Annotated in this window: 14 protein-coding genes; all 14 read left to right on the top strand. The window is 50.9% G+C overall.

Annotated elements, in window-relative coordinates; translation table 11 throughout:
* Window position 1 precedes the first annotated feature (1 nt).
* Window positions 2–607, top strand: a complete 606-nt coding sequence (locus HGO97_RS13690; RefSeq protein ID WP_216242716.1) for an ABC transporter substrate-binding protein — start codon at window positions 2–4, stop codon at window positions 605–607.
* Between the two features lie 193 nt (window positions 608–800).
* Window positions 801–1,691 (top strand): BAR domain-containing protein, encoded by an 891-nt coding sequence (locus tag HGO97_RS13685; RefSeq protein ID WP_216242708.1) that lies wholly within the window; start codon window positions 801–803, stop codon window positions 1,689–1,691.
* A gap of 171 nt (window positions 1,692–1,862) precedes the next feature.
* A complete protein-coding gene (locus tag HGO97_RS13680; protein ID WP_216242706.1) occupies window positions 1,863–3,233 on the top strand; it encodes a ParB/RepB/Spo0J family partition protein in 1,371 nt (456 codons plus the stop codon).
* A gap of 307 nt (window positions 3,234–3,540) precedes the next feature.
* Window positions 3,541–3,894, top strand: a complete 354-nt coding sequence (locus tag HGO97_RS13675; RefSeq protein ID WP_216242704.1) for a DUF7768 domain-containing protein — start codon at window positions 3,541–3,543, stop codon at window positions 3,892–3,894.
* A gap of 50 nt (window positions 3,895–3,944) precedes the next feature.
* Window positions 3,945–4,991, top strand: coding sequence for a hypothetical protein (locus tag HGO97_RS13670; RefSeq protein ID WP_216242702.1), 1,047 nt, complete (start codon window positions 3,945–3,947; stop codon window positions 4,989–4,991).
* 39 nt (window positions 4,992–5,030) lie between these two features.
* Window positions 5,031–5,807 (top strand): DUF6674 family protein, encoded by a 777-nt coding sequence (locus HGO97_RS13665; protein ID WP_216242700.1) that lies wholly within the window; start codon window positions 5,031–5,033, stop codon window positions 5,805–5,807.
* A 91-nt stretch (window positions 5,808–5,898) separates the two neighbouring features.
* Window positions 5,899–6,369, top strand: a complete 471-nt coding sequence (locus HGO97_RS13660; protein WP_216242698.1) for a PcfB family protein — start codon at window positions 5,899–5,901, stop codon at window positions 6,367–6,369.
* Entirely contained in the window at window positions 6,366–8,189 is a 1,824-nt protein-coding gene (locus tag HGO97_RS13655) for a VirD4-like conjugal transfer protein, CD1115 family (RefSeq protein ID WP_216242696.1), read from the top strand. The genes HGO97_RS13660 and HGO97_RS13655 overlap by 4 nt, the downstream gene beginning before the upstream one ends.
* Window positions 8,190–8,281: 92 nt before the next feature.
* Complete coding sequence (locus tag HGO97_RS13650; RefSeq protein WP_002571582.1) at window positions 8,282–8,494, top strand: Maff2 family mobile element protein; 213 nt, start codon at window positions 8,282–8,284, stop codon at window positions 8,492–8,494.
* A gap of 26 nt (window positions 8,495–8,520) precedes the next feature.
* Window positions 8,521–9,387 carry a VirB6/TrbL-like conjugal transfer protein, CD1112 family gene (locus tag HGO97_RS13645; RefSeq protein ID WP_216242687.1) on the top strand — a complete coding sequence of 289 codons (867 nt, stop codon included), beginning with the start codon at window positions 8,521–8,523 and terminating at the stop codon, window positions 9,385–9,387.
* A 51-nt stretch (window positions 9,388–9,438) separates the two neighbouring features.
* Window positions 9,439–10,104, top strand: coding sequence for a septation protein SpoVG family protein (locus HGO97_RS13640; RefSeq protein WP_216242685.1), 666 nt, complete (start codon window positions 9,439–9,441; stop codon window positions 10,102–10,104).
* 44 nt (window positions 10,105–10,148) lie between these two features.
* Entirely contained in the window at window positions 10,149–10,769 is a 621-nt protein-coding gene (locus HGO97_RS13635) for a DUF7007 domain-containing protein (protein WP_216242683.1), read from the top strand.
* Between the two features lie 45 nt (window positions 10,770–10,814).
* Complete coding sequence (locus HGO97_RS13630) at window positions 10,815–11,204, top strand: PrgI family protein (protein WP_216242680.1); 390 nt, start codon at window positions 10,815–10,817, stop codon at window positions 11,202–11,204.
* A complete protein-coding gene (locus HGO97_RS13625; protein ID WP_408610860.1) occupies window positions 11,158–13,548 on the top strand; it encodes a VirB4-like conjugal transfer ATPase, CD1110 family in 2,391 nt (796 codons plus the stop codon). The genes HGO97_RS13630 and HGO97_RS13625 overlap by 47 nt, the downstream gene beginning before the upstream one ends.
* The last annotated feature ends 17 nt before the right edge of the window (window positions 13,549–13,565 follow it).

The raw sequence follows: 13,565 nt of genomic DNA, 5'->3' as shown, positions 1-13,565 counted from the left end.
TATGAAAAAGCGTATCATTGCTTTACTTCTTTCGACTGCTATGGCGCTGTCTCTTCTGAGTGCCTGCAGCTCTAAGGATTCCCCAAAGGAGACTTCTTCCAATACAGTCTCAAAAGCACAGGAAAAGGATAGTCAAAAGGAAATGAAAGATGTGACACTGAACGAAGTAGCCCATTCCATTTTTTATGCTCCTATGTATGTAGCTGTTGAGGAAGGATATTTTAAAGAGGAAGGGATCAACCTTGATCTCGTGTGCGGATTTGGCGCAGATAAGACCATGACCGCCGTACTCTCCGGGGAGGCAGATATCGGCTTTATGGGATCGGAGGCCTCTATTTATACCTATAATGAAGGGGCTAATGACTATGTTGTCAACTTTGCCCAATTGACCCAGCGTGCTGGTAATTTTCTCGTTGCCAGGGAAGAGATGAGCGACTTCTCCTGGGATGCGTTAAAGGACAGTTCCGTACTCGGCGGCCGCAAAGGCGGCCGACCTAAGCATGATGTAACATTTGAGAACATCAGGGAAATTTACGAGTGGACAAGCCAAAAAGCTTTAGATTTGGCGGTTTTCAAATATGATGAAAAGATTACATCTGCTTCATAGCATTGATTGAATCTATAGAGTTTGCTTAAAGAGGACAGGCCAGCCCTGTCCTTTTTATTATCCCTAAAGGAAGGAGGCGAAAATTGTCGCAGATTCCTAATAAATTATAGCTATCCGTTAATACATAAGTCTCTTTATTTCTTGATGACTTTGTATTATACTTATTTCATCATTAAGTGAAGGATTTATAACTATGGATAACCTATTTACGCTATTAGATAAACTGCTACCTTTATTATCAACATTTTTAGGAGCCTATATTACTTACTATGTAACAATCTCTAGTAAGAAAAAAGAAATACAAGTAACTACAAAAATAAAAGCACGTGATGAATATTGGATTCCACTATGTAAAGATTTAGAAAAACTATTACTAAAAATTCAGGAACTAACCGACCATGAGGGAAATTTGATTAATTTTTACGGAGATGATAGTTGTGAAAATGAATTATTACCACTTTTGAACTATTTACAACCAGAAAATAGAAATTATTTTTATCCGCGTACACGTAACATACTTGCTTTATGTAACAAAACAATTCAAGTATATGAAAACACCATTAACTCTAATATCAACTTAATTAAAGAAGAATTTAGAAAATTATACCACCAAATGATTGAAAACTTTTCTGTTTATAAAATCAATAATTGTATTGATTGTGGTATCTCATTGCGTAAAGATTTTGATGATGATATCAAAAAAGCACTATTCAATAACAAACGTATTGATTGGATGGGGTGTGTAAAGAGTGTATCCTTTTTTAAAGAAGGATGTCCATCCTTCCTTGACTCATTTAGCGCCAATATGTATTCTATTGATGATTTGGACTTCTATAGTGAAATTTGGCTACCAATTCATGAGAATGAGATTGCAAAAGAAGTGTTTGGATTAAATGATGAACAAGATTTGGGGTTAAGTGTTCTTGATTACGAATATGAGCATATAGATGTAGAGATTGGACAAAAGTTAGACTCTTTCATTCAATCAATATCTATACAGGAATATTATATCTCCATCATTGATGCGTTGAATTTTTTACATAGTGAAATTCTGAAAAATATTGACGAATCAACTATTTTATAAAGTTTAAGAGACGTCCGAATATGGGCGTCTCTTTTCATTCTCAATCACTTATAAACAGCGCATACCAATAGAGACTAACGGTAGCGTATTCATATATAAAAGTCACTTCTAATGGGCCTGACCGTAATGGTTGGGCCTTTTTTCATGCAACGAAAAGGAGGTAATGCACACATGGCTGATGAAAAGCCTAAAACTTTACATGAACAGTCCTCTCCCACCGGCCCGCCTGTCAGTCAGGAGGTCAAGGACACGGCTTCGGCTGTAGCTCAACCGGGCAAGGAAAAGGACAAGGCGGCTGACACAAAATCGGTTGAAGCGAAAGAAACAGAAGCCGCTGGTTCTAAAAAGCTGGACGATATTGTAAAGGAAGTCAAAGAAGCCCAGCAGAAACAGACCGAGGCCAGCCCTGCCGCTCCCGACAAAAAACAGTCCGCTACTATTACTAAGATATCTGATTTGCCAAAGACTGGACAGAAAAAAGTCGAGAAACCGGAACCCGCCAAAAAGACTGCCACTCCCAAAAAAGAAGCAAAGGAAAAGCCCGTACAGACAGCTAAACCGGGAAAACTCAAAAGTGCGTTTTCGGTTTCCAAAGGTACTCCCGAAACCAGCGTCCCGGCACAGGCAACACCCACACCCCCGGATCCGCCAAAGGAGGCCCCCCGCAGGGGAGAGGAACAGATTGTCTATTTGAAGCTGAACGAGCTCCATGCCTTTAAAAATCACCCCTTCGGTGTGCGTGATGATGAAGAAATGCGAGCCATGGTTTCCAGCGTCAAGGACAAGGGCGTGACCCAGCCCGCTATCGTCCGGCCCTTAGAGGGCGGCGGTTATGAAATTGTTTCCGGCCACCGCCGCCAGAAGGCCAGCGAACTGGCAGGTTACACGGACATGCCCTGTATCGTCCGTAACCTGACTGATGATGAAGCCATCACGCAGATGGTGGAGGACAACTTAAACCAACGTGAGGAAATCCTCCCCAGTGAAAAGGCAAAGGCCCTGAAAATGCAGTTGGAGGCCATCAAACATCAGGGAACCCGCACCTCGGGCCATGTTGACCCGAAGGAGGCCGGGAAACGCTCCAATGAGATTGTGGCAGAGCGCAACAAAATGGCGGTCAAACAGGTTCAGCGTTTTATCAGGCTCAATGAGCTGGTTCCTGACCTGATGAAACTGGTGGACGATAAGAAAATCGGTTTCACGACAGCCGTGGAGCTTTCCTATATCAATAAGAAAAACCAGAACTATATCGCCGTCTCCATTGACAGCCAGCAGGCTTCCCCTACACAGGCACAGGCCAAACGAATGAGGGAGCTTGACGAAAAGAAACTGCTCAATGGTGACGTAATTGACGGAATCATGATGGAGGACAAAAAGGAGGTAGACAAGGTGATTTTAACAGGTGCAGAGCTGGGGAAATATTTTGGCGCGGAGGCCACCCCGCGGGAAATGAAAGACCAGATCATCAAACTGCTGGATGATTGGAAGGGACAGCAGAAGGAACAGGTCAAGCCGGAGAAAAAGGCTGACAAGGAGAAATAGACGGGGCTTCGGGCCAGTGTGACCCGAGACTAAGACCGTGGGGCGCAGCCCCACACCCCGAAGCTCAAAGGATATATAATTCCCCATCGCCGTTTATGGGATAGCATAGCCGGGAAAATCTGTCAAGGGCCTGCCGCCGTAGGCGGTGCTACGCACCCTTGACAGATTTCTCCCGGTTATGCTTTAAGGCGGTCAAGCGATGGGGATATAAATTCCTCTGAGCCGTTCCCCTTCCCACGGGAAGGGGCGGAGGGGTTGGGCTCTACTCTGCTATCACTTTTTTATAGAAGAAACGGAGGTAAAAATAGTGAAACGACCTTTAGCTTATATTACTACGGCATGGAACGGAGAGCCGGATATTGACACCGCTCTTGCGATCCAATACTGCCGAATTGCTTACGAAGCGGGATTCTCACCTATCTGCCCGCTGTTGTATCTGCCGCTGTTTATCAATGACGCTATCCCCGAGGAACATAAGGACGGGATTGACATGCGCCGGGATATGCTCCGGCGGGCCCGGGTACTTGTTGTCTGCGGCGGCGCTGTGGACGAAGATGTAAAGAATGATATTGCAGTGGCCCAGCGGCTGAACATCACGGCAACCACCCTGGACGGGATTGTGACGGTTAATCACCAGGGCCGGAACGCTGATGATGTTTGAAGCTTATCTGACAAATGTGGTCATGAGGAACATTAAGACTTCGGACCAACATGGCCCGAGGCCACAAAGGAGGTGCAGGTAACATCAACTACTATCCAATCAACGAGACAGCGGCCCGCCGCGCTAAAGAGATGAACAGCTTTTATGATTATCAGGAGGGGATCGTAACCACAGAATACCGCAACCTCGTAGATAAGGCCGCGGCTGTGGCGGAAAAGCAGAAAGCAAGGGGTGACCCTATGTTCCATGAAAAAATCGACCACCTGCTTGATACCTATTCCCGCAAGTTGGCGGATAACATGAACCAGCAGTTTACGATTGACGCACGGGTTCCGTCCGTCATGATATCCGGGCCTGCCAACTTCCCCATCAGACAGAAGGAAAAACAGAACCGGGCCCGCGACAGCAACATGGAGGAATGGCGGCATATTCAGGGCCTCCTCGATAAAATCCGCAGCACCGGTATGAGCGGAATCAGCGCAGATGACCCGGAGGCCGTCACGAAGCTGAAAGAGAAACTGGAAGGTCTGGAACGCTCCCAACTGATTATGAAGGAGGTCAACATTTATTACCGCAAACACGGGACGCTTGACAGCTGTGCGCTTCTCTCCCCCAACCAGATAGAAAAGCTAAAGTCGGATATGGCCCGGTACAGTTGGCTGAAAAAGCCCTTTGACCTTACAAACACCAGCGCGGAAATCCGCAGGGTAAAGGAACGAATCGAAGATTTAAGCAAACGGGCCGAAACAGAATTTTCCGGCTGGGAGTTTCAGGGCGGCCATGTGGAGATGAACCGGCAGGAAAACCGCCTGCAAATCTTTTTTGACGGGAAACCGGACGCCGATACCCGGACGGAACTCAAAGGGAACGGATTCCGGTGGGCCCCCAGCGTGGGCGCATGGCAGCGACAGCTTACCGATAACGCGCTCTGGGCCGCCGACCATCTGGCTTGTATCCAGCCGCTTTCCGGCGAACACCCTTCCCAGCTTCAAAAGAAGGCGCAGGAAAAACCATCTATCCTGAAAACCATGCAGGAATATCCAAAGGAGCCGGGACAGGAAAAGCCGCCCATGCCTAAGAAGGAGGCCGAACGGTAGGCTTCGGGCCATGCTGGCCCGAGGTTACGAAGGGAGTGATTGATTATCAGTAAAACCAGACAAAAGCGGCTGGCGGAGCAGAAGGAAGTGAAGGAACTGCTGGCCGTGCTGAAGGAAAATAATTTTTCCAGCGCAAAGGATCTCCTGGCCGCGATCGGCCATGTGTCAGACCTGGAGGAACAGCTTTCCAGTGCGGTTCAGGAGCTTACCGCCATGCGGCAGGAATTGCAAGAAATGAAGCAATCACCGTTAAAAGCCGCCCTGCAAAGGTCGGTTCAGACATTGGAGGCGAAGGTTTCCCAGCTAAGGGTGCAGATTGATATACTGAAAGAAAACATCATAGAGGGCTGTAAACAGGCCCTTGCCGATTTTAAACAGCGTGGAACGGCGGCCCTGGACGGTGTGGCCCGCTTCTTCCATCTGCGGGAAGGTCTGGAAGGGGTAAAGGAAACCATTCAGGCCGGGATTGCCACAGACGAAAAGGCCCTTGCGAAAATCGAAGCCGTTTCAGCCGAATATCACGAGGCGGGCAGGCATTTAAAAAATGTAGGCCGGGCCCTGATGGGGAAGGAGGCCGTATCAGAAGCAAAAGGCCCGGGCAAGCTGGCCAAAACAGTTGCGTCCCCCTACCGGGCGGAACGCGCCTGCCTGCTCTCCATGCAGAACAGCGTGGAAAAAGCCCTCGCCCGGATAGAACGGCTGGAACAGGCGGCAGAAAAAAAGCCGTCCATCTTAGGCACCATGCGGACGCAGAATGAAAAGATACGGGCAGAACCGGGAAAGGAATCCCCGCCCGCCAAACATGCCGAGCGGTAGACCTCGGGCCACATTGGCCCGAGGTTATCTGTCTCCCGTAAAGTTAAGAGGGCCCCCGGAGTTTATGGGAGCCTGACAGAAAGGAGGTATTATGCAGGACGAAGTAAACCAAAAAACGGTTGCCCTCTCAATCCGGGCAACAAAACTCACAGGCCGGGTGCTGGCTTCCGCTCTACGGAAGATTTTAGAGGAAGGAAAAAAGCGCCACCAGAAGGCACTGACCCCGCAGGGCCGCCAAAGCGTGAAAAAGTTGATGAATCATTACGGAGCCAAAAACTCCATGCCCCTTGTGGGAGCACCCTGGCAGTTTGACCGCATAGCAAAGGAATTTCATGTAGACTATGCGTTCCATAAGGTCAGCCCCGGCCATTACCTTCTGTTTTTCAAAGCAGGGCAGGCGGACGCCATGACGGCGGCATTCCAGAAATACAGTAACAAGGTGCTGAATAAGGGGAAAGACAGGGCTTCTATCCTCGGCCAACTGCGGAACCTTTCAGAACATATCAAATCCCGGCCAAAGGAGCGCCAGAAAACCAGAGAGGCGGTGAAGGAAGAACGGTGAGCGACAAAATCCGAAAATATGTACTTCCCAACCTCCCCTACCTCTTTGTATTCTGGTTTTTCTCAAAGGTGGGGACGGCTTACCGCATGGCCGCCGGAGCCGATTTCGGGACGAAGCTCGTAGGCATGATGAACACCTTCCCCACAGCTTTTGAAAACTACCTTCCGGGCCTTGGCGGGCCTGACCTTCTGGTGGGACTTACCGGGGCCGTGGGTATGTACCTGCTCGTGCAGCACAAAATCAGGAAGGGGAAAAAATTCCGCCGTGAGGAAGAATATGGTTCGGCCCGCTGGGGAACAGCAAAGGATATCAAGCCCTTTGTAGACCCGGTATTTAAAAACAACGTCATTCTGACGGGCACGGAGTTCCTGACACTGAACACCCGGCCCAAAATCCCGGCCAACGCCCGGAACCTAAACGCCTGTGTAATCGGCTCGTCCGGCTCCGGAAAAACAAGGTTCTGGCTGACCCCGCAGCTCCTTCAGGCCCATTCGTCCTATGTAGTCGTAGACCCAAAAGGCGGCACTCTTGAACAATGCGGACGATACCTGCAACGGCAGGGCTACAAGCTCCGGGTATTCAACACCATAAGTTTTTCCAAATCCATGCACTACAACCCACTGGCCTACATCAAGACAGAAAGTGACGTACTGAAATTCGTGACTGCCCTGATTGCCAACACCAAAGGGGACGGCAAGGACGGGGACGAGTTCTGGACAAAAGCGGAAACCCTTCTTTACTGTGCGCTGATTGCTTATATCGTCTTTGAAGGACCAGACGAAGAACGGAACATGAATACCCTTGTGGAAATGATTAACAGCATGGAGGTCCGGGAAGATGATGAGAGCTTCAAAAATGCCGTTGACTACATGTTTGACGGACTGGAAAGGAGGAACCCGAATCACTTTGCTGTGCGGCAGTATAAAAAGTATAAATTAGCCAGCGGCAAGACAGCAAAATCTATCCTTATTTCCTGCGGTGCAAGGCTGGCTCCCTTTGATATTGGAGAATTGCGGGAGATTATGAGCTATGACGAGCTGGGCCTCGATACGCTGGGAGATGAAAAAACAGCCCTGTTTTTCCTGATATCCGACACGAATACCACCTACAACTTTCTTGTTGCCCTCGCCTTCTCCACCATGTTCAACATGCTCTGTGAGCGGGCCGACAACAAGTACGGCGGGCGGCTCCCCCATCATGTGCGGGTGCTGTGGGACGAGGCCGCCAACACGGGACAGGTGCCGGGGCTGGAAAAAATCGTGGCCGTTATTCGCTCCCGCGAAATCAGCCTGACGCTGTTCTATCAGGCCATGAGCCAGTGCAAGGCGCTCTATAAGGACAACGCCGAGACAATCATGGGGAACATGGATTCAATCGTGTTCCTTGGAGGCCGTGAAGCCTCCACCCTGAAAGACATTTCCGAAAACTGGCTGGGAAAGGCCACCATCTCCATGCAGACAGAAAGCCGCACCCGAGGGCAGTCGGAAAGCTACGGGCAGAACATGCAGCGTCTGGACCGGGAGCTTCTCACCACAAGCGAAATCACCACCATGCCTGGAAATATGTGTATCTGCCAACTCCGTGGGCTCCCGCCCTTTTACAGCCCGAAGTATGACTTAAAAAAGCACCCCAGCTATAACCAGACAGCCGAATATGACAAAAAGAAAAATGCCTTCCGCTTGGAAACCCTGTTCCGCCACCGGCCATTGAGACTAAAGCCGGAGGACGAATACACGGTTTACGAGATAGAGGAAACAGACACAGAGGAAGAAGCTGACATTCTCAATTTTGACGATATGGACAGTGATGACTTTGCGTAACCTCGGGCCAACATGGCCCGAAGCGCCGCCAATACGGGCGGTTATTTTTTTACACGAAAACCGATTCAAACTAAGAAAATGGAGGAACCCACATGGAATTTTTCAACTCTGCTATCGACATTTTAAAGGTACTCGTTATCGCCCTGGGGGCCGGGCTTGCGGTGTGGGGAGTCATCAACCTGTTAGAAGGGTACGGCTCGGACAACCCGGCGGCAAAATCACAGGGAATTAAGCAACTTATGGCCGGAGGCGGTGTTGTCCTGATTGGCACCCAGCTTATCCCGCTCTTATCCGGCCTGTTCTAAACGGTTCCCATTCAAAGGAGTGATATATGGATACTATCATCAATGCAATCGTGGAATGGCTCAAGGGTGTGCTTGTAGATGGTATCATGGGAAATCTGGACGGCCTTTTCAATAACGTAAATGAGCAGGTCGGAGGAATTGCAGCACAGGTTGGGACGTCCCCGGCGGATTTTAACGCCGGGGTCTTTTCCATGATACGGCATATTTCTGAAACGGTTGTTCTGCCAATCGCCGGGATTATCCTCACGTTTGTCATGACCTATGAACTCATTCGAATGCTCATAGACCGGAACAACCTCCATGACATAGACACATGGATGTTCTTCAAGTGGATATTCAAAACCTTCGTGACCGTGACGATCCTGACGAACACCTTCAATATCGTGCTGGCCGTTTTTGACGTAAGCCAGCATGTGATACAACAGTCGGCCGGGCTTATCCAGAGCGGCACGGAAATCACGCCAGACATTATGGACAGCCTGCGCACAGACTTGGAGGCGATGGAACTGGGCCCACTGTTCGGCCTGTTCCTCCAGTCATTCCTTGTCCAGTTTACTATGACCGCCCTGAATATCGTGATTTTTGTTATCGTTTATGGCCGCATGATTGAAATATACCTGCTGACCAGCCTTGCCCCTATCCCCTTCTCCACTGTAGCGAACCGGGAAACCGGACACATGGGGCAGAATTATTTCCGGTCGCTGTGCGCGGTCGGCTTTCAGGGGCTTCTGATTATGGTATGTGTGGCAATCTACGCCGTACTCATTCAGGGTATCGCAACAGACGGTGACCCAATGGGGGCTATCTGGCGGTGTGTCGGTTACACGGTGCTCCTGTGCTTCTCCCTGTTCAAGACCGGGAGCCTGTCAAAATCCATCTTCGGCACCGGCTAAACCAGCAGAAGGACTTCGGGCCATCATGGCCCGAGGCGGGAAGGAGGACGTATGCCGAGGCGTTACAAGCCAGGAGCGGACGGGCAGGCCCACCGGGCCTACTTTGGAAAGCTCCCGGAGGAATTTACAAAAGAGGATACCCTGCGTTTCCTCGCAGACACAGATATCCAGTTGTACAAGCTTCTGTCGGCGGACACACATGCCGCACTCCGGGCAGAAAGCTACGAGTATAAAAACGGGGGCCTTGTCCCCATTTCAGGAAAGGAGACAGTTATGCAGGAACAGACAGGCGGCGCACCCGCCGCTACACAGGAACCCATGAAGTTGGACGTGAGCGTGAGGCTCATTGACCCCGTAAAAAACCTGATTGGCTTTGCCAATGTGAAATTCAACGACTGTTTTGTGGTGGAGAATTTCAAGATACTGCAAGGCGAAAATGGAATTTATGCAGGTATGCCCAGCCAACCGGACAGGAACGGGGGCTACCGTGACGTAGCAAAACCCATCACGAAGGAGTTCCGCAGACAGCTTAACGAGGCTGTTGTGGAAGCCTACACGGCGGAGCTAGACCATTTGCAGGCAAGGTTAACCGCCGCAAGGGGAGGCCAGGAACGCCCCTCCATTAAGGAACAGCTCACCGCCGGAGCAAAACAAGTGGAACAGGCACAGACGGAGAAACCCGCAAAGGCAAAGGCCAGCCGCGGGCAGGACAGATAACCTCGGGCCATAGTGGCCCGAAGCGGAGGAAGGAGGCGTAGCCCATGACACAGAGAAAACCAGCGTATGACGCCGCCTGCTACTACGGGGGAAAGCTGTTAGGCCGCTGTACCGTGGCCGACAGTGAAGCCTATTCCCTTCTGATGAAGGAGTGTGGCGGGGAGGCGGCCCGTGTCCTGCGGGAATATCCATACCTGTCACCGGAACTGAAAGCCATTCTGGAAAAGGCGGCGCTCATGCAGGCCGACCGCCAGAGGACAGGCGGCATGTTTCATGAGCCGGAAAGCTCCCCGTGGGGCAAGGTACAGACCTGCGACACGCTCTGCCCCGGTGTGTTTCTCGTGAGCACAGCCAGCCACGGCGGGACAATGGTGGCAAAGGAAGTGGCCGCCGTCCTGTCCACTGCGGCCAAAAAATGCGGTTTCCAGAGAAACGGCTACATCTGTTTTGAGGAGGACGCACAGGAAAGCGTGGTATTGCGGGAGCTCCTTGATAAAAAGCTGTGGAAAATCCCTGACCGTATCAAGAATAAGGAAAAATTTGAAGAAAACATTAACCAGTCTATCAGACAATACAACCCCAACTACTGGCGGGCAAGACAGGCCGGACGTGAAGCTGCCGTGGAAGGGAAACGTCCCCTGCCCGTGAAGGAGGCAGTCAGATAGCTTCGGGCCATCATGGCCCGAAGTGCCAAAGGAGGTGAACAGCCCGTGGCATATGTACCCGTACCAAAAGACCTAAACAAAATCAAGACGAAGCTGGCCCTGAACTTGACGAAGCGCCAGCTTATCTGTTTCTCACTTGCGGCAGCGGTAGGGATTCCGTCCTACCTGCTCTGTCGTGGAACCATTGGAAACAGCCCGTCCCTTTTCCTGATGATTGGCCTCATGCTCCCGTTCTTCTTTTTTGCCATGTATGAGCGTGACGGCCTGCCGCTTGAAAAGGTGCTGAGGAATATCCTGCGCACCCGGTTCCTTTATCCGAGGGTGCGGCCCTATAATACAGAAAATTTTTATGCTCTTTTGAGCGGTTTCAAAAAGGAGGCGAAGCCGATTGCAGAACCAGAAAAAAAGAAAAAGCCCCGCAGGAAAAAAGCCTGACCGGAAAGGCAGCCTGTTTCCCGGCGGAAAGCGGAAGGTTCCCGCCACCGCCCAGCAGACCCTTCCCTACCGGGAAATGTACCGGGACGGCGTGTGCCGGGTGGCCGACCATTATTACACGAAAACTATAGAATACGAGGATATCAACTACCAGCTCGCACAGGCCGAGGATCAGGCGGCTATTTTTGACGGTTGGAGCGCCTGCTTAAATTACTTTGACAGCACCCTCCCGTTCCAGCTCTCATTCATCAACCACCGGAGCCGCCCGGAAAGCCGGTACAGCGTCAACATCTCCATGCAGGAGGACGAATATAACGGGGTACGGCAGGAATACGTGGAAATGCTGGAAAACCAGATAGCCAAAAGCAACAACGGAATCGTGCGGACGAAACTGCTGACCTTTGGCGTAAATGTGGACGATTTATCCACGGCCCGGGCAAGGCTGGAACGGGTGGAGGCCGACATCATGAACAATTTCAAGAAGCTGGGCGTAAAATCCGCCGCCCTCTCCGGGCTGGAACGTCTGGAACTGCTCCACGGCCAGCTTCACCCGGGAGGGAATGACCCTTTCCATTTTTCATGGGACATGATACCAAAAACAGGGCTTTCCACAAAGGATTTTATCGCGCCGACCAGCTTTGACTTTCGGTTCAGCCGTCTGTTCCGGGTGGGCACCACATGGGGAGCCGCCTCCTACTTGCAGATTCTTGCCTCGGAGCTTTCCGACAAACTGCTGGCGGAGCTGTTGGAGCTGGACACGGAAATGACCATTACCCTCCATGTACAGACAGTTGACCAGGCCGCCGCCGTGAAGGCCATCAAGGCCAAAGTCTCCGATATCGACAAGATGAAGGTGGAGGAACAGAAAAAGGCGGTGCGCTCCGGCTACGACATGGACATTCTGCCGCCTGACCTTGTGACATACAGTCAGGACGCAAAGACCCTTCTGGAAGATTTACAGAGCCGGAATGAAAGAATGTTCCTTCTGACCTTCCTTGTGGTAAACATGGCACCGACCCGGAGGGAGCTGGATAATGACCTGTTCACCGTATCGGGAATCGTGCAGAAATATAACTGCGCCCTGAAACGGCTGGACTTCCAGCAGGAGCAGGCATTCCTTTCCAGCCTCCCCCTTTGTCACAATACCATAGAGATACAGAGAGGGCTGACTACCAGCAGCACTGCTATTTTCGTTCCCTTCATGACGCAGGAACTCCGCATGGACGGGGAGGCGGTCTATTACGGCCTGAACGCCCTTTCCCACAACGTCATTATGGCGAACCGGAAGAAACTGAAAAACCCCAACGGCCTATTCCTTGGCGTGCCCGGTTCCGGGAAATCCTTTGCCGCAAAACGGGAGCTTGTGAACGTGTTCCTTGCCACCCGCGACCGGATTATCGTGGTGGACCCCATGGGCGAATATTCCCCGCTAATCCGGCGGTTAGGCGGGCAGGTGATTGAGATTGCGCCGGACAGCCCGCATCATATCACCCCCATGGACATTGATTTGAGCTTTAACGAGGAAAACCCAATGGCCTTAAAGGCCGACTTTATCCTGTCGCTGATGGAGCTCATTGTCGGCGGTAAGGACGGCTTACAGCCTATTGACCGGACTGTGATTGACCGCTGTGTGCGCTTCATGTACCGGGAGCATATCCAGCACCCGGAAAAGGAACAGATGCCGACTTTGCAGGATTTATACGAACTGCTCTGCAAACAGCCGGAGGCGGAGGCTTCCCGTCTTGCAACCTCCCTTGAAATCTACGTATCGGGTTCCTTAAACGTATTTAACCATGAAACAAATGTGGATTTGAACCGCCGCCTTGTGTGCCTCGATTTAAAGAAGCTTGGAGCGGGACTGCGCACGATTGCCATGCTCATCATGCAGGATTTAGTGAACTCACAGGTTTCCCTAAACTTCATGAACAGGCTTTCCACATGGTGCTACTTTGACGAATTTCACGTACTGCTCCGAGACGCCCTAACAGCCAGCTACTGCGTTGCCATCTGGAAAATGCTGCGGAAGAAAGGCTGTGTTCCGTCAGCTTTGACCCAGAATGTGAAGGATTTTCTGGCAAGTCCCGAGATTGAGAATATTTTCGAGAACTCGGATTTTCTCGTACTGCTCGCACAGGCACAGGGCGACCGACAGATCATCGCAAAACAGCTCGGTATCAGCCCGCACCAGCTTTCCTATGTGACCCACACCAATTCCGGTGAGGGCCTTTTGTTTTTCGGGAACGTCACAATCCCCTTCGTAGATCACTTCCCGCAGAATACAGAACTCTATGCAATCATGACAACCCGCCCGGAGGATAAGAAGAATGAGCCCAAACACGAATAACGCCGCCAGTATTTAAC

Source organism: Faecalicatena faecalis (genome assembly GCF_012524165.2).
Classification (GTDB): Bacteria; Bacillota; Clostridia; order Lachnospirales; family Lachnospiraceae; genus Faecalicatena_A; species Faecalicatena_A faecalis.
The sequence above is the reverse complement of the archived record's forward strand: the minus strand, read 5'-3'. Positions and strand labels throughout refer to the sequence as shown.